Genomic DNA, 18,770 nt, shown 5'->3' with positions numbered 1-18,770 from the left:
GTCGTCTTTTAAATTACAGTAGATGAAACTCTATTTGAAATATACTCCGTAAAATATTCCTCGTCTTCTTACTTTATAAGCTGACCTATAAGGTCCTCCCTATCTACAAGATCTCTTGTAACTGTATCGGCAACACTTTTTGCAATATCTTCTTTTCTTTTGGCGATTAACCCTTGAAAATATATAGGACCGATTTTTACTTTCTTATAGGGCCTAAAAAGCCTCCTAATAGCAAGGACGTTTGTAATATAGCCTATAAGTCCACTTATAAGGGCAATAAATAATAATCTAAATATATTCATAATCTACCTTTTCTAATAAGCTTTGTAGTAAAAATTAAACAACGTACCTATTTTATCAAAAAGCCTTTGAAATTTCATCCTTCTTTTAGATAAAGTAGACCTAAACTTTTTAAAGTTTTAAAAAATATATAAGTTTAAAGACAAATAAGATGATATAAAAGTTATAGAAATATATTAACTTTTGTTAATAGTCAATAAGATTCTATCTACTCATATTTTTTAGCTAGTATATAGACCGGCAAAAATATACTCATTAAGAAAATAACTAGTGATACCATTCCACCTCTTAGATCTGATCCTATAAGAAGTTTAAAAAAAGGTGCAAAGAACATTGAGGCTAAAGACCAGTACCTAAGGTAAGATAAAATTGCCTTCCAATTATTATTGTTAAAGTAAACTCCTACAAGGTTTATTCTGAAAAAGCCGTTACTTACAAAGGATATTTTATTTTCATCATAATAAGAAGGCAAAACTTCATCTAAAAATAACCAGGAGCTTATACTAAAGGCCAATCCCAATATTATTTCAGTAAGAAAATTCTCAGGTCCCAAGTCTAAATATTTATAAAAAACATAATACTCTATTGCAATTAGACCTAAGGAAATTAAAAATATAGTTATTTTCTTTGTCCTTTCTTTTCTTTTTTCTTCCGGGTCTTTTCCTTCCATTATCAAAACTTTTTGTATTAAATCCTCCACCTTGTCGTTAGCTTCTTCTGTATCCTCTTCCGCTCTTAAGAGATCTGAAACCTTTACATTTAATATCCTTGATAGGGGAATAAGTAGACTTATATCTGGAAATGACAAGCCTCTTTCCCATTTGCTTACAGCCTGCACTGAAACGAAAAGCTTATCTGAAATGTCTTTTTGAGTCATATTTTTTTCTTTTCTCTTCCTTGCAATAAAATCTCCAAAATCTTTCTTGTCAATTTGGTCCATATAAAATTCTCCTTTCTTTAAAGGAATATTATTAAATATTTAAATCAACTACAAGAAACCTGCAGTTTAAATTATATTCAACCTATAGTTTACCTCATTAAGTAGAATAAAATCATACCTTGTGAAGTTTATCTATTATTAAATTTCATAAAAAATCCCCTAAGATAATTAATCAGGGGATGTTTTTCATTATTTAAATAGATTTTACTTATTTTTACCTTTCATTTTTTGAACCTGTAAAGGAAGTTGGCCTTCAGGAATTGGTGAAATAAATTCTTTTCCTCTTCTATTAATCAGTTCTTCTTTAGCTTTTTTAATAAGCTCAGGATTGTCAAGGATTTTTTTACCTGCATTAGTCAACACATCTACGGCCTTAAGCATTCCCTTTATAGCATAGGATGATTTGCCCTGAGCAACCTCCTGCCAAGAGTGAACTGCAGTACCTATGGCAAAGCATGCAACTATTATTTGAGATGTTGGTATAACATTTGACACATCTCCAACATCTGATGAGCCCATTATAGCTGTTTCTTTATGATAGTAATCAAGTATCTTGTCGTAAAGAAGGTGCTCCCTTAAATAGTTTAACTCTTTTTGTTTGTCCATAGGGTTTCCAAACTTTAAAGACATTTCCGCATTTAGATTCTCTTCAGGTAGAATATCTCTAAATTTTTTCGCATAGTCTAAATCTTCATCTGTATATTTAACCGGACCCTCTTCTAAAAGCGCCTGATATAAAATTTCTTCTATGGTTCTGTTAGGAACTATATTGGAGCAAGCCTTATCAAAAACTATTTCAGGCCTTGTTTCAGTCATTAGACCTGCCCCTTCAACAATTTTTTTAAATCTTTCATAAAGCTTTTCAACGCCCTTTACATCTAAGGACCTCATTAAATATAAGCCTTCCGCATAGGGCTGAACTACATTGGGGGAGCTTCCTCCTGAATCTGTTATTGCGTAGTGTATTCTATCTGTATCTTCTATATGCTCTCTTAAAAAGTTTACTCCTACATTTACAAGCTCCAAGGCATCAAGTGCACTTCTACCAAGCTGAGGATTGGAAGCAGCATGGGCCCCTTGACCGTAAAATCTTACATAAACTTGTTTGTTTGCCTGCATTGATCCGGTTAATACTCCTGTTCCGTTAAAAGGATGCCAGCTTATAGCCAGATCCGCTTCGTTAAAAGCTCCGGCTCTTGCCATAAAAGCCTTAGCTGAACCTCCCTCTTCTGCCGGGCAACCAAAGTAAATAACCTTAGCCTTAATTTTATTTTCCTCTATATAATTTCTTATATTAATTGCAGCACCTATTGATCCACTCCCTAAAAGATGATGACCACAGCCATGACCGCAGGCGCCCTTTGCTTTTTCCTTTCTTTCAGTTAAATCTTCAACTTGCGATAAACCTGACAAGGCATCAAATTCTCCAAGTATGGCTAAACAAGGACCCTCACTTCCATATTCATACTCTGCCTTAAAGGCTGTAGGTATACCTGCCAAATTATCCTCTATTGCAAAACCATAATCCTTTAAAAATGCCATTTGTGCCTTGGAAGACTTTTCTTCCTCGAATTTTAACTCCGCATAGTCCCAAATATCTTCAGCAAGGCTGATTAAATCTTTATTATTAAGTTTTTTCAATTAATGCCTCCTTATTAATAAATACTTAAATCCAATTTTTTTGAAAAGTACTTTAAAAACTCAATAGATGCCAAAGAATTGCCGCGGATATCAAGTCCCGGGCTATAAATTCCTATACCTATTTGTCTATTAGCAGCAAGGATTCCTCCTCCCACGCCACTTTTTGCAGCAAGACCTATTTCCAAGGCAAACTCCATAGAATAATCATATGTCCCGCAGGTTGCCATTAGGGTTCTTAGAATTCTTGCATGGTCTCTTTCTATAACCTGATCGCCCTTTAAATTTTTTCCATCTCTTGCTAAAACTGAAGAAAAAACCGCAAGATCTTCCGCATCAATTATAATTGCACAGGCCATACAATAAAGCTTTAACAAATTATATACATCTGTATCTTGTGATATAATCTTATTCTTTTTTAAAGTGTATGCAAGAGCAAAATTAGTATCAGCTTTATCCATAGATGTATCAACTATCTCACGAGAATAATCTATACTATCATCATTCATTATCTGTCTTGTTTTTTCGAGAATAACGTCTATGGATTTATCTGCAAATTTTTTATTTATTAAATAACTTGTTACAATTGCCCCTGCATTTACAAAGGGGTTAACAGGCTTCTTCCCCTCTCCGTTTTCCAAATCTAAAAGAGAGTTATAAGGATTATAGGTATTTTTCATTAAAAGATAATTTTTTATTTCATCAGCCTTATAATTTTCCAGAACTATTAAATAAAGAACCACCTTTACAATACTCATTATGCTGAACTTTTCATTGTAAGCACCTATTTTATAAAGATTAGCATCTCCATCTATAACTACTGCACCTAAATTGTTTATATCCGCCTTAGCGAGCTCAGGTAAATAGTCCACCAACTTTCCCTCTTTTGTGTAGGGTTTAGCATATTCGTAAGCTTCCTTTAAAATTTTATTTATATCCATAATCTTATTCCTTTTTTGTCTTTTCCATTTTAATTATTCCGGCCTTATAAAGTCCAAGAGCTACTAAGACTGAAACAACAAGCATTACAAGCATTGCATAGCCTTCTTTTTTTTCAAGACTCATTACAAAAAATATAAATCCGAAAACCAAAATTAAATCAATTATTGCTACAAGAGGCTTTCTCTTTACAGTATAAGAGCCTGCTTTAGTTCCCATAAATGCAGTTATACCCATACTTCCATATAAGGCGGGCAAAATATATTTAGTACCTGTAATAACAGCTTCGTTTTCCAATACAGGTCCAAGAGGTTTTAAAAGTAAAACACCAATAGCAAGTATAATCATAGTAACCATACCTGAAACTGTAACTGCTATCATACCTATTACATCAGCTTTTTCAGTTCCCGGAGTAGCTTGTGCAGTATCTAAGGCACTTAAATAACAAGGGAACTTAATATTCATAACGTTACCAAGTATAGAGTTAAGATAACAGGTCGTTCCCGCAACAGGTATCATACTTAGTTGCTCAGCAATAACTGTAGGAACATAAAGAGCTAGTAAGGTTCCTGCAACAGATGATACTAAAGAAAAGCTTGGCATTGAACCGAAGTACAAACAAACTGCCAATGGAATCCCCAACATTATGGCCATGGCTATTAGAGTGGCTATTATTCCGTATTTGTAGGTGTTTTCCATATAAGTACTTAATTTCATAGTTAACCTCCTATTTTAAAATATTAGTAAATACTACTGCGCTTATCATTCCTATAACAAGAGCAAAACTCATTACGAAATCGTTTAACCACCCGATTTTATATTTAAGGGCGATTTTCGATAAAACAAGAGTCACTATAGCACTTACCAGTAATGTTAATTTATGAATATCAGATTGGACAAACTGAGCCGGTACGAAAACGCTCATCATGCCTATTACAAGAACAGACAAGGCAAGATCTACTGCAGGAGTATCTTTACTTCCAGCCTTCACAACTCCTGTATGCATTTTTTTCAAGGCAACGATATTAAAAACCATTCCACCCATTATTGCTATACTCATAACAAATAAAATTGCACCGGCAGCCTCCGGGCTTCCATTTTCCAAAAAATCTGAAAGAGAAGCATAATTAGCTCCCTTTACAGCTAAGTCTGCAGCCATAAGCTCGTAGGGAAGAGATCCTACAACGGACAATCTGAAAAAGGGCCAAGGAACTCCTAAAATAGGAACTAAGGTTATAAGTCCTATAATAATAGAAATAGATGGAACAATTGAAAATATAATTGAGCTTCTTATAACAGACTTTATTTCCTCATTCCCAATTCCCATTTCCTTTGCTCTTGATCTTGCCCTCATAAAGAAAAATATACACATGGCAAATATAATACCTAAGCCTATAAATACAAGTATGTATAACAACTTGCTGTTTAAAAATTCCTCTACACCCATATAAGTACTCCTTTATCTTTTTAGAATATAATTCCTTTTTGTAAATAATTACTTTACAATTACAATATAGATTATACACCATATATTCATTACTTTAACATTTTATTATAGTTTTATAAAAGAATTGTCTTTCTGTTAAAGCAATATAATTTTAAAATAAAATTTTATAAAAACTTTAGCCTGCTTATAATTTTATGTTTTATAAAAAGAGAGTATAAACTCTCTTTTTTCATGTTTTAAAATTTATTTAATTTTCTTAATCATAGTTCTTTAAATTTTTTAATATTTTTTCTATTTCATAAAGACTTGATACAAAGTAAATACCCTCCTGATTATCCTTTGATGACAGACCCTTATCAACCATATGGTCAAGCAAGGCTTTAAGACTATTATAATATCCATCTAAATTATAAATAATACATGGAGCTCTTAGCTCTTTTAAGGAAACCTTAGACATTACTTCACTAATTTCTTCCAAAGTTCCCGTACCCCCGGGAAAGGCAATAAAAGCTTGTCCTGATTCTATCATTTTAGATCTTCTTTCCTTTATATCTTTTGTTACAATAAGCTTTGTAAGACCATGATACTGAAAATCCTTATTCACAAAATTTTGTGTTTCAACTCCAATTACTTTTCCATTTGACCTTAAAACACTTTGGGCAAGCTTTCCCATTAAGCCTGTTTTAGATCCTCCATAGACTAAAGTATGTCCATTTAAACCTATCCAGCTGCCAAGCTCCTCAACACCCTTGACAAAATTCGGATCGTTGCCTTCTCTTGAACCTAAATAAACTGTAATGTTCATATACTTACTTCCTTCCCAATGATTTAAAAGATAAGATACTTTAATTAAACCTATAATATTCTCGTATAATTATAACATTTATAAATTCTCTTATTAATTAACTTTTATCTCCTCTGTATTATAAAAACTCCCGGCAGCAAATAACCAGGAGTTTTTATAATACATCTTTATTTTTATCTTTTATTTATCTTGGATTCAATAATTTTTGTCCATTCTTCAAAATTTCTACCAAAGTAATCCTTATCGCCTCTTCTAAAATATTCATGGCTGTTAGAAGCTTCAAGTATTTCATAATAGAACCAATCATTTTTATCCAAGTCTACAAAGTTCACTACTTGATACTTATAGCTTTCAACTAGTCCCCTCTCATCTACAAGTCTGTTATATTTTCTATTTAAAATAGTTACTATTTCTGCTCTTGTAATTGGTGAATCAGGTCTAAAGCTTCCATCTTTATAACCTTCTATCCTCATATTGCCATAAGCTTGATTTATCGCTTTTTCGTATATATGGTCTTTAATATCTGAAAACTTTGCAATGGCCTCATTTTTTGGATCAACCGGAGCAAGCATTCTGGCAAATTCCGCTCTCGTAATTGGTGAATCTGGTCTTAGCTTATTTTCATTAGCTACAAGCATATCAGATTTTACCGCTTCGTTTACATAAGGAAGATACCAAGCATTGCCTTCAACATCATCAAACTTTACTCCATAATCCTTTACAAAGTCCGAATTTTCTAATCTTAAAACCATTGCAGCAGCCTCCGCCCTTGTAATATTACCTTCAGCTTTTACAGTTAAATCAGGATAGCCTTCTATATAGGCCTTGTGAATTTCATACTCCTTAGGAATACTGTAATAGTTTTCGCCATGTGTATGGTGATTTGTTAAACCTGCAAAAGTAACTTCTTTCCATATAGCGTAGACAGTAGTATTATTATAAATTTTTTCATTGCCAATTAAATAATCGCCACTTCCATCTGATTTTAAATTCCAACCTATAAATTCATAACCTTCTCTTGAAGGATTATAAAAATATTTTTCTACTTCTTCCCCTTCTTTTAAATCATATTTTTTAATTTGACCCTTTGGATGGTTTTCATTAAATTCAAGTTTTATAGATGAGTTTTCCCATATAGCATATAAGGTCATGTCTTCTTTGACTTCACTGTTGCCATTTTGGTTTAACATTGAAGCTGTTACTTGACTGTCCTCTGTTACAAATTCTCCACTACCGTCAGCTTTTGTGTTCCAGCCCTTAAAAACTAATTCTTTTCCGTTGATATTATACTTTTTACCTAGATCGAATCCCTTATAAAAAGCATCTCCAGGATTTTCAGAATCAAGATTAGGTTCCGAGTCTAAATTAAACTCATCATTTTTAAAAGACCCATTTAGGGCAAAGATACTGTAGCCTAAATTTTGCTCTTCAAAATCTCCAAGATCCTTGGTATTTTTATCAAATCTTGCAAGAGGAATTGCAAAATCTATATAAAGATGGTTTGATGCTTCAGTTAATTTAATTTCAGAATTGTTCGGAACAAATAAATTAAACGGATGTGGATATTGAGATTTATTAAAGGCAAGATTACCTGCGATTTTACCGAAAAAATTCAATTCTTTTAAATCCGAATTTGAGTCTTTAGCAAGTTTTAAAGCAAGTTCTTTTGATACTGTTATATTTTGAGAATTATTTGTCTTTAAAATCATAGGACTCTGCAAATCTGATCCTTTAGCAGTTAAAATATTATTTGAAGGTAACCCTTCGTTATCATATTTTCCATTGCCAATGTCATTTCTAGGTACTGTTCTTATTATAAATTTCTTAGCATTTTCAGGAAGATTAAAAGAAAAAGTACTTATTAAATTTGTATGATTAGGCTGAGTAATACTTGCAGGTAAAACATTATAATTTTCATCTAAAATTGCAGCTACCATAAAGGTGGAGCTTGAAAAGGTCCAATTATTTTGAACAGTATTAACATCTACATTTTCATCTAAGTCCACTAATAGATCTTCGTAAGAATAGGATTTTGGTGAATTTGAATCTCCTCCTGAAAAATCAGTTATTCCCTTAGCAGATTTAACTGTTCCCAATGGATTTTCTATAGCGGCTGCCGGCACTCTAAGGTCTGAATAAGTAAAGTCCGCACTTGAAGTTACTGCATATTTTTCCCTACCCTCTTCATAGTAAGCTGTAACCCTTCTTTCGATATTGGGCGTATTTTCCCATGTAGTTGCATTATTTTTGTGTTTTATTGTCGAATCAGGCAAAACATCCTCAGGGTTATCATATCTGCTTATATTAAAGCTACCTGCATTAGTTTTAAGTAAACCGGCTAGAGCCAAAATTCCGGCTTCTCCAAGGTCAATAGGATATAGAATAGTGTTTTCACTTAGATTTTTAACAGAGGATATGGGTTCATTATCCCTATAAAAATCTATTGTCCCGGGAATAATTATATTTCCTCCTAAGTCAGGACCTGCTGTAGTCCAACCGAAAAATACCGTCCTATAGGTCTTGTAGGCCCAGTTAGACCTTGATCCATTTAAATTGTATCCTAAAACTTCATCTTCACTATCAAAGGTTTTAACCTTATATTTAGGATTGTTATCTTCATCCAGTCCATCGTAAATTTTAATAGTTAAGGGATAATTAACCTGGCTCTCTCCACTTTCTCTTAAAGGTACCATAATAAAATCATCTTTATCTTCGCCTGTCGCCTCTACACTAAAAGGCATTAAGTTGATAAACATTAGCAAAACAAGAAGTAAACACAACTTCCTTTTTATTTTCAATTCCTCCTATTTTTTAAATATAAAAATACCCTTGGATATTATTAAATCATACGCAGTAATAATTATTTTTGTATTAGACTAATTTGTCATAATGGATTTATCAATACAAAAACATTTTTTTCATTCTTGCTAATTCAGTTTCCACATATTGTTTAGCTTCCTCTGCCATATGAAAGTGAACATACTTATTATGTGCCGGAGGATTTCTAAACTTTTCCACCTTTTCTCGAGAATACCATTCATCAAATCTTTTATTCTCATATTCACTAATTCCATAGGGTGTTAGCAGCAGCTTTATATTCTTTTCTAATTCATTTGATAGTTTTGAATCATCTTTTAAAATCCTAAACAGATATCTTAAATTACCAAACATAAGGCCGGAATCATTGTTTAAGACAATATCCTTAAACTTTGTTGTTAATACATGCCATTTTTTTTCGTGAGGTAAATTAAGAAGCTCATCTAAGCCTTGCTCACCTAAAGAATTTAATAAAGGTTTAACTATCCTTTCATTTGATTCATTTTCTAAAATTCTATAGTATGACATAGCTATCATTCCGGCATCGTTATTTTTATAATTACTTTTAATCGCCATATCATATAGGATACAAGCTGCCTCATATTCCTTTTTACCATTATTGCTAAGTCCATCCTTGACTATTTTTCTAGTCTTATCCTTTTCAATATCCTCATGTTTAATATTTAGAAAATCAAAAAGATTGTAGAATTTTTCTTCAAACTCCTTATTCTTTCCTATTGCGTCTAAGTAAACCATAAGAATAAGAGTCTTCATCTCCTCTTGCACTAAAGGATCCATGCTTTTAAAGTTCTCAAAAACTATGTTATAGATTTTTTCATAAATTACCTCGCTGATATTTAGCTTGCAAAAATATTTAAAAAATTTAATTTGATCCTCTATAAAAAAATCTTCCATCTCTTCACAGGCTTTAATGTATAAATTTTTTCTATCATTATTATCCATATGAGAATTAAAAAAGCCATCCAGTTCCTTTTTTATTTCTGGCGGTGCAAATTGAAATATATTTCTTTTATCCATAAGATAATTATAAAATTCTTCATCATAAGAGTTAGATATATTACTAATTATAGAAATATCATCAAATTCTAAAAGCCAAGATGTTAAATATTCAAACATCAATAAATAGAATTCATTCTTTTCTCTAGTTGGATATACTTGGTCTTTATAACAATGAATCTTGTCTTCAAATTTATGATATATTTTTTCTACATCTTTTAGTCCCTTTACGTAATTATCTACTTTATCAAGCTCCAAATGATTTCCAAGCATTAATAGAGTATAAGAAATATTATATTCGTTAAATGCAGGCATATCTTCTAACAGCTTCTCGACTTCTTTTACATGACCCAGCATTGCATGAGCGTGGATTAAATAGTATGGATCAATCATAGGATTTACACGTCTTCCTATGAGATTAATGATCCTTTCATATTCTTCTGTGGCAAAATAATTTTTTACTAAAATAAACTCTGTATTATCTTGTATATATCTCTCAGTAGAATGCACCAGTATTAGTGCCTCTATAACATCTTTAGAATAAATTCTACTTACATCATAGATTTCAGCCCTCGTTAGAATATCATCATTATCTAATTGAACCCAATCTTTTTCATATGATTTATTGTCAAAATATTTTATTCTTCTTAATAATTCATTTAACTCAATAAAATGATAAGTTCTTAATGCTTCAATAACTGTGCCCAACTGCTTGTTAAATTCATCTTTACTAATTGGATTATATTTATTTTTAAGGTCTTCAAAGCCTTTAATATAAAAGTAAATTACAATATCTCCTAATCCAATTTGTGAAAGATACTCATTGTGATAGTTTAAATAAGTAGTAACCCGAAAAAATTCATTATTATAAACCATATCCTTTAATAAATCAAAGGAATTACCCTCTTGTTTAACAAATTCTAAAATATAAGCTAACCTTTCGCATGTTTTAATTAAATCAGGTGATCCACTTGCCGCTTTTTCAAAAAACTTTACATACTTATCCCCATAACCTTCAAGAGTTAATAAATACATCATTTCATTAAAACTCATATTTATAATTGGCTTTTTTACATTCATATTCCCTCTCCCAAATTTTTAATCATTTTATAGTATCATATTATCATAAAAATATATGCTACATCCCTACTCTTTTTAATTGCAGCTCTATTTATAAATTCATCCGGCCTTGTCTAAAGAAAAAGATCCCCTATTGAGGCTCTAATATTACTTATAATACTTTATCAAATCCCGTCTTTATCATATACCTTATAATCCCTTAAGCTAAAGGTATCCTCCAGCAAAAACTTTCTTAGAATCTTGTCTAGCATATCTTACTTTTAAATTGTCTTACCTCCTTGTCTTTGACCTTAGATACGAAATAGCGTCGATTTCTGAAAATCAACCTTACTTTCTCGTGGGCTAGACAAGCTGCCACTACAGTGCCTTTTCAAAACTCAATCTTCATATGTAAAAAGAGAACCAAGCTCTAAGACTTGGTTCTCTTTTATTTTACAAACTTTTTAGAAGAGCTTAGACCACATTTCATCAATCTTATCTTTATAGATACGATAGTATTCGTGGTTGTTAGCCGCTTCGATAATTTCATAATATGCCCAATGACTCTTTGGTAGGTCGGTGAATTGGTTTAACCTATAAGTAAATTCACTTAATCCATTAGCATCGACTTTACGTCCATCAAAGCGATTTAAAATCTTGGCTGCTTCAGATCTTTGGATAAATGCATCGGGTTTAAAGCTTCCATCTGGATATCCATCAATCCTGCCATTTCCATAAGCTTGGTTAATGGCATCTTCATAGATGTGTCCCTTAACGTCAGCAAAAGGTGCAATCTTGTCGGACTTTTTGTCAATATAAAGAAGAGCTCTTGCAAATTCTCCCCTAGTGATTGGATCGTTAGGGCGGAAGTTTCCATCCTTACCGGCAAACATTAAGTTTCTCTTTACCATGGCATTAATGACTCCATTGTACCAGTCGCTTGGAGTATCCTTAAAGTTTGGCTTGGACATATCTGTGCAATCTATACCAGCAACCCTAGCAATCATAGCAGCTGCTTCAGACCTGGTAATCATACCCTCTGGTTTGACAGACTTGTCTGGATAGCCATAAATAAAGGCTATATGACGTCCAGTGACAATTGGTTTAACTTCTTCTGTTGTACTAGAGTTTCCTAAATACCAGTATCCTCCCCAAACAATTCCTGGAACGTCTGGTCTATCATATGGCCATGGATTTACTGGTTCTTCATTATCGTTGTCGTCTCCTCCATTTTCGTGACCATTTACAGGTACGATAATATCGGTCTTACCACCTGGAATATCTGGATCTTCTACGGTTACTGTAATCGGTCCATTAACATTTGTTCCCGGAATAACTTCAATTTCTCCAGTTTGTGGATTGATAACAACTGGAATGTCGTTTCCATCTTCATCTTTTGCAGTAACTTTTGTATCTTCATCTGGGTTTTTAATGATAATACCAGTGCCTTGTTCTTTATCTGTTGGGTCTACTGGTGTTGGCCTTGAGTTGTCAACTGTTGTTTTACCATCCTCTCCAAATTTGTCTGTAACAGTTAATTCTGATGGTTCTCCACCTTCTGGTGTTACTGTGATTTTCGCACCGTTGTCTTGCTTTGGTACTTCTGCTGTGAAGTCTCCATTTGCATCAGATGTTACTTTAGTTTCTTTTCCGTCTGGTGTTTTAATTGTTACTTCAGTATTTGGTTTTGTTTTACCGCTTACTGTTGTTGTTGTTTTTGCCGGGTCGTTTTCAGCTTTGCCGTTTGTAATGGTTGGCTTGTCTGTTGGTTTTGAATCCTTATCTTTTGGATCTGTGCCGGCTTTCTTTTCATCTACATCTGGTACGCCATCACCATCATCATCTTTGTCGTAGATATCCGGTGTTCCATCACCGTCTGTATCTCTTTGAACTGTGATTATAAATGTTTCTTCGGATTCATTACCAGCTTGGTCTTTTGCTTTGACTGTTACTGTAACGTCTCTTACTTCTTCCGGATTATCTTTGTCAGTATCGTTCCAGTCTGTAATGTCTGGGCTACCAGTAATCTTCTTAGAATCCTTATCAAATGTTACTCCGTTTGGAAGTCCATCGACTGTTATTTCAGCTTCTGGATCATCTGTTTTAACTTCAACTTCTTTGATCGGTTGTTTTTCTACTACTGTTTGGTTGCCGATTCTAGTGATTTTTGGTGCTGTAGTATCTTTTTCGTCTGGTTTTGAATTAGGATCTTTTGGATCTGTTCCATTTTCTTTTTCTACATCGTCTGGTACGCCATCACCATCATCATCTTTGTCATAGATATCAGGGATACCGTCTTTATCTGTATCTCTTTGAACTGTAATTGTAAATGTTTCTCTTGATTTATTACCAGCTTCATCTATTGCATTAACAGTTACGGAGAAGTCTTTAGTTTCTTCAGTTTTACCCCAATTGTCTACTGTTGGTGTTCCTGAAATCTTTCCTGATCCTTCATCATAAGTTACACCCTTTGGTAGGCTTTCTACTGTTATCTTAGCTTTTGGATCATCAGTTGTTACTGTGATGTCTTTAATTGCTTTGCCTTCTACTACTGTTTGATCACTGATTCTGCTGATTCTTGGTGCTGTAGTATCTGCTGCTTTTACTCTTACACTTGCTGGGTCTGATACAGATTTTCCGTCTTCAGTTTGTGTAGCAACGATTCTATCGTTTTCTACCAAATTTACGCCGGATGCAACATCTGCAGTCCATTTTCCGTCCTGTCCTACTACTACATCTTTTGCGATTGGTGTATCTTCGTCTACACCTTTTACTACTAGGGTGATTTTTGCTCCGGCTACACCTGTACCTGAGATTGTGTCATCTCCGGCTTTTGGTGCTGTGATAACCGGTGTTGCGCTCTTTAATCTTACGGGTACTTCGATATCTTTCTTTCCGCCATCAAGGTCACTATCTGTTACGGTAACAATGATTGGGCTGGCAACATCTGGTCCCGGTGTTACTTCTATTTCACCGGTTTCAGGATTGATTTCTGCCGGTACAGTCTTACCATTCTTATCTTTTGCCGTAACGGTTGTACCTTCGTCTTTGTTTGTAACGACGATACCGGTACCTTGTTTTTCACCATTGGGATCAACTGGTTTTTTACCGGAGTCGTCAACCATTGTTTTTGTTTCTGCGTTTGCTGTTACTTTTACCGGTACTTCTACTGTATCTGTAGTTCCATCTGGATAAGTGATCTTAACTGTTCCACTTGTTTCTCCGGCTTCATTTACCTTTGGTTGTGCTTCCCATTCGTATTTTGTATCAGTTGGAGGGGTGTAAGTAAACTTAACACCATCTTCTGCCTTTGGAACTTTTCCTTGTTCAGTTGTTAATGGTTCAGCTTGTGGGTTATAGAAGTTAGCATCTGATGGAACGTCGATTTTTGCAGTTGTATTATCTACTGTACCATCTTTATAGGTTACTACTACCGGTACATCAATTACAGTATTCTTATCAGCGTCTACTGCAGTGTATTTGATTTCACCTGTATTCTTATCAATAGTAACACCGTCTTTAACTCCTTCTCCTAATGCATAAGCCATTCCTGTTGGTTGTGGATTAGCGTCTTTACCATCTTTATCCAGATATTTTGGCGTTTCTACTGTTACTTCGTGACCAACTTGGGCTGTAACTGGCTTATAATCAGGTGTGTAATCTGAATTTTGTCCATATCCTACCTTGATAGGAGCGTTTACTTGGTCAGTTGATCCATCTTTGTAGGTTACAACAACAGGGATTTGTACTGTTGATCCGGCCTTGTCTGCGGTTGGTTTATAAGTTACTACACCAGTATTTTCATCTACGCTTGCGCCTTCAGGTGCATTAGTACCTAGTTTGAATTTAACACCGTCAGGTTTTGTAGTTTCTGCTCCATTTCCATCTTTAAATTTTGGAGCTGCAATTGTTACATCTTCGCCAACTTTTCCTTCTACTTGTGTGTATTCCGGTTCATAGGATTTATTTTGTTCATCGGCTACCTTGACTGTAGCATCTACATCATCACTTGTTCCGTCGGAGTATTTTACTACTACCGGAATGGTAACAGTTGCTCCTGCATCTTCTTTTGTTGGTGTGTAAGTTACACTACCGTCTGCATTAACTACTGCACCTTTAGGAGCGTCTTTACCTAATTCATAGGTTACTCCTGTTGGTGTTGCTGCTTGTCCATTTTTATCTTTAAAGGTCGGAGCTGCAACTGTTGCCGGAGTTCCTACTGTTCCTTCTGCTTCTTTGTATTCAGGTTCGTATTTTGTTGCTTCTCCGTCTTTAATTGAAAGAGGCACCCTGTCGACATGTCCTTCTTTAACCAAGAATTTTGTTCCATCTTGTCTTAGTTTATAGACATCATAAGTTACTTCTACGTTTGGATCTTCTTGTGTTGCATCAACCTTAACAGTTGGTTTACCGGTAATCTTATCACCGTTTATGGTTAAGCCGTCGATAGCTTTTGTATCAATGAACTTCGCCTTTACGTTTTCAAAGGCATAGCCATCAATAGGCATCGGTGTAATTGTTGCATCATAATTAGCATCAACAGCGCCATCTTTTAATGGTGAATCGGTAATGATGTATTCATCCGCCTTATCTAGGGCGATGGCTCCCGCTTCATCGTCTAAGGAAGTTGTTACTGTTATCGGGAATTTGCCAGCTTCAGTCGGTATTCCTGATACTTTTCCTGTATCCGGATCAATAACAAGTCCATTTGGAAGACCTGTTGCTTTATATTTTGCATCTTTTGTTGCTTCGTTATCAAATTCAACTTTTTCATAAAGTGAACCAATCTTGTCGTTTATCTTAACGGTAAAAGCATCTTGAGCTAATGCTTGGACCGGATTTCCCTTTGAGTCAACTCTATAAAGTTTCGCTACAAAAGTTGAAGTTTCTTTTACTTTACTTGTATCAAAAGTTGATTCCGGCAATTTGCCTGTTCCGTCAGGTTTTGCTGCCTTACTTTCTTGGATTTTGTTTCCATCCTTGTCGTACCAGATGATTTTGTAGGAATCGGAGGCAAACTTATGAGGAAGTCCGGCTGTGTCTGTCTTCGCTACATCTCCTGGTGTGGCAGTGTTTTCTTGAGTGTCAAAGTTTGTAATGTTAAACTTGATTTCTGCCGGTGCCAAGTTGAAGTCCGCTCTTGTAGAGTTGGCCGGTTGAACGGTAGATACACCAAAGGCTGATTGAGCCCAGCCACCGTGGATACCCCAGGCATTGTTAGATCCTGTGTACCAGTTATAGTTCCAAGGTGTTCTTAATACCAGACCGTCCGTGTCCTTGGTTGAGATAAAGAGCCAGTCAGTGTTGATGTGCTTTTCGTTATGATTAGCAGCACCTGTTAAGAATGAGCCGTCTGTAGCCTTATCTGCAACGGTACCAAGACGATTTACTTCTTCTGCAGTCCATCTATGAGCGTCTTTCGCATAAAATCTTCCGGCTACTCTTTCGCCTTCAACTACAGAGTAGTCATTTCTTTCTGGCCCCCAAGTTCCTTTGAATTGGATCTTGTAGTCGCCTTCATTATTTGTTACAGCACTTACTGTTTCTGCAATCCATTTATCCTTTTCAGCTTTTACTTGTGTTGCAATCCAGTCTTGGAGTTGAGTTTCAAGTTTGAAGGTCCATCCTGAACCACGGATATCCTTATAGCTTCTAAGCCCAAGCATAGTTGCAGTTTCGGGACTGTAAATTTTTTTCAAAGCATAGTCAGATAGGTAGGATGCAGTAACTGTTACACCTTCTGCCGGGGATGTCGGTGTGGATACAATACCCCATTGAACACCGCCTGCGGATTCATAGTCCCAAGATACCTTACCTCTTACGGCACCTTGTCCGACATCGCCAATATTATAAATTTGTGGACCTGTCGGTGTCGCGGTTTTGTGCATCTTGGCTTCGTCTTGTTTTTCCAATAGAAGAACTCTATAGTTCACGAGGGTGTTCGGTATAAGGTTATAGCCCCCACCTGCAACTCTTCTATCTGTAAATTCAACATTTTCACCGGTGGAGTATTGGAGTTGGTATCCAGCCGGAATCGTAGATTCATCGACCCACATCTTATATGATTCATATCCTGCCGATGCTGTTGTATCGGCATCGAACACTACTAATTTTCCGTCTTCACCGACATAGGGTGCTATTCCTATATGGAACTGGCCATCTGCTCCTGAAAGTGCGGAATAGACTGGTGAAGTCCTATTTCCTGTTTCTTCATACCATTGGAAGTAGACTCTAACCCCTTCAATGGGTTTAAATCGTTGACCTGCTTCTGCTGCCAGATCAGCATTAACGTCCCCTCCAACTAATACTCCAACAAAGCCGTGGACAGCGTTGTTCGCGCCCGGGTTTGTTGGTGTGTCTTTTGGTGTTGCTGGATCTCCTACGGCTATAGGCACTTTAGGAGGTGCTATCTCTAGTTCTTCCTTTGCAAAGATTCTAGCCGGTAGAATGGTTAACATCATCGCCATTGCTAACACTAGGCTAAGAAACCTATGCCAAGACCTTTTAGTAAACCTTTTCATATTCTCTCCTCTCTTTCTTGTCTAAATTTGTTTTGTAGCAGTCTTGCTTACAAGTCTGTCACTCTAACTATATTCTACTGCGATACCCCTGCAAAGTATATACGGTTTTGGCTTTTCATAAACTTTTTTCATTTTTTTAGGAAAACTTTATTTTTTATTACCTAAGCTTTACATTGTCTATGTTTTTTCCACTTTTCTTTTACAATCAAGTTTCCAGACAATCAGAAGGGGATATAAAATAGCCTAAGTTGTCTTCACAATACTTAACAATATCCTCATCTTCTTCTCTTATCTCTGCAATTTCGTCATTCTCAAGTTCAAATTCTAATTTATTTCAAATCTAATTTTTTATAGCTACGGAAACAGAAGTATGTTTCTTTTTAGCATACTATAATTACAAATCCAAAGAACATTTAAAAAATCCTTTCTCATGGAATAGGTGTAAGATTATGATCTGCTATTATCTTTTACACAAAGACATTTTGACAAAAAGAAACCTCAGATTTTACTCTGAGGTTAGGTTATTCTTGATGCGGCACTACAATTCCTTGGTCGGGAGCCTTGTCCAGGTGGATAGACTTGTTTGGAAGAATTGTTTTTCCTTGTCTTGCCTTTTGTTTTCTTCCCTCCATTGTTTGAGAAAGTATATTTTCTCTCTTCATTTTTGCTACTGCTGAAAGAACTGTTATAACAAGTTTTCCTGAATCCTTATAGCTATCTAGGCTGTCATCAACGCAAACTGGATTAGCATTATGATTTTCCATGACTTGTAATGACTGCAACACATCCGCTGCATTTCTTCCAAGTCGATATAACTTAAAAACCATTACATAATCAACCTTATCTTTTTCAGTTGCTATATCATTAAGAATAGCTATGAATTCATTTCTACCTATAATCGATGTTCCTGATTTTCCCACGTCTTTATAGATATTTATTCTATATCATAAGCTTTTGCATACTGCTTGATACGCTTTTCTTGTGCTTCTAAAGAGTAACCATCCACTTGCGTTGAAGTTGACACCCTAGTATATACATATGCTTTTTTTATTTTTCAATTGCTTTAAATGCTGAAGCTTGAGCTGTCATTCCTCTTTCTGACGCAAGTCTTTCAATTGATGATGCTCCAAAGAATCCATCAATTTCTGGAACATTTTTAATTACATATTCTGCATCTTCTGGATCTGCAATTGGACCACCATGACAAATTACTAATATGTCTGGATTTACTTCTCTACCTGCTGCAATAATTTCACGGATTTTTACGCAACAATCATCTAATGTAAC

The 18,770-nt window shown here is 34.9% G+C and carries 13 protein-coding genes; all 13 read right to left on the bottom strand.

Going from position 1 to position 18,770, the window contains the following annotated elements; translation table 11 throughout:
* Positions 1–68: 68 nt before the first annotated feature.
* On the bottom strand, positions 69–302 hold the full coding sequence (locus tag PEPCATONIAE_RS04255) for a DUF445 domain-containing protein (protein ID WP_138159721.1): 234 nt from the start codon (positions 300–302) through the stop codon (positions 69–71).
* A gap of 206 nt (positions 303–508) precedes the next feature.
* Positions 509–1,240 carry a helix-turn-helix domain-containing protein gene (locus PEPCATONIAE_RS04250; protein ID WP_138159720.1) on the bottom strand — a complete coding sequence of 244 codons (732 nt, stop codon included), beginning with the start codon at positions 1,238–1,240 and terminating at the stop codon, positions 509–511.
* A 204-nt stretch (positions 1,241–1,444) separates the two neighbouring features.
* Positions 1,445–2,881 (bottom strand): amidohydrolase, encoded by a 1,437-nt coding sequence (locus PEPCATONIAE_RS04245; RefSeq protein WP_138159719.1) that lies wholly within the window; start codon positions 2,879–2,881, stop codon positions 1,445–1,447.
* A 14-nt stretch (positions 2,882–2,895) separates the two neighbouring features.
* The gene (glsA, locus tag PEPCATONIAE_RS04240; RefSeq protein WP_138159718.1) at positions 2,896–3,819 is read right to left on the bottom strand and encodes a glutaminase A; all 924 of its coding nucleotides are present in this window, start codon (positions 3,817–3,819) and stop codon (positions 2,896–2,898) included.
* 4 nt (positions 3,820–3,823) lie between these two features.
* On the bottom strand, positions 3,824–4,534 hold the full coding sequence (locus PEPCATONIAE_RS04235; RefSeq protein ID WP_138159717.1) for a hypothetical protein: 711 nt from the start codon (positions 4,532–4,534) through the stop codon (positions 3,824–3,826).
* A gap of 10 nt (positions 4,535–4,544) precedes the next feature.
* Entirely contained in the window at positions 4,545–5,264 is a 720-nt protein-coding gene (locus tag PEPCATONIAE_RS04230) for a DUF5058 family protein (RefSeq protein ID WP_138159716.1), read from the bottom strand.
* A 256-nt stretch (positions 5,265–5,520) separates the two neighbouring features.
* Complete coding sequence (locus PEPCATONIAE_RS04225; RefSeq protein ID WP_138159715.1) at positions 5,521–6,069, bottom strand: LOG family protein; 549 nt, start codon at positions 6,067–6,069, stop codon at positions 5,521–5,523.
* A gap of 173 nt (positions 6,070–6,242) precedes the next feature.
* On the bottom strand, positions 6,243–8,867 hold the full coding sequence (locus tag PEPCATONIAE_RS04220; protein WP_138159714.1) for an S-layer homology domain-containing protein: 2,625 nt from the start codon (positions 8,865–8,867) through the stop codon (positions 6,243–6,245).
* A 100-nt stretch (positions 8,868–8,967) separates the two neighbouring features.
* On the bottom strand, positions 8,968–10,983 hold the full coding sequence (locus tag PEPCATONIAE_RS04215; protein WP_138159713.1) for a hypothetical protein: 2,016 nt from the start codon (positions 10,981–10,983) through the stop codon (positions 8,968–8,970).
* Positions 10,984–11,426: 443 nt separating this feature from the next.
* Positions 11,427–17,483: a Rib/alpha-like domain-containing protein gene (locus PEPCATONIAE_RS04210; protein ID WP_138159712.1), complete on the bottom strand. Its 6,057-nt coding sequence runs from the start codon at positions 17,481–17,483 to the stop codon at positions 11,427–11,429.
* A gap of 521 nt (positions 17,484–18,004) precedes the next feature.
* Positions 18,005–18,403: a recombinase family protein gene (locus tag PEPCATONIAE_RS04205; protein ID WP_282957730.1), complete on the bottom strand. Its 399-nt coding sequence runs from the start codon at positions 18,401–18,403 to the stop codon at positions 18,005–18,007.
* Positions 18,404–18,417: 14 nt separating this feature from the next.
* The gene (locus tag PEPCATONIAE_RS08695; protein WP_282957733.1) at positions 18,418–18,489 is read right to left on the bottom strand and encodes a hypothetical protein; all 72 of its coding nucleotides are present in this window, start codon (positions 18,487–18,489) and stop codon (positions 18,418–18,420) included.
* A gap of 41 nt (positions 18,490–18,530) precedes the next feature.
* Positions 18,531–18,770 (bottom strand): phosphoenolpyruvate hydrolase family protein (locus tag PEPCATONIAE_RS04200; protein ID WP_138159711.1); only part of this gene is annotated, 240 nt, incomplete at its 5' end.

The sequence above is a fragment of the Peptoniphilus catoniae genome (genome assembly GCF_901447155.2).
Classification (GTDB): domain Bacteria; phylum Bacillota; class Clostridia; order Tissierellales; family Peptoniphilaceae; genus Peptoniphilus_E; species Peptoniphilus_E catoniae.
The sequence above is the reverse complement of the archived record's forward strand: the minus strand, read 5'-3'. Positions and strand labels throughout refer to the sequence as shown.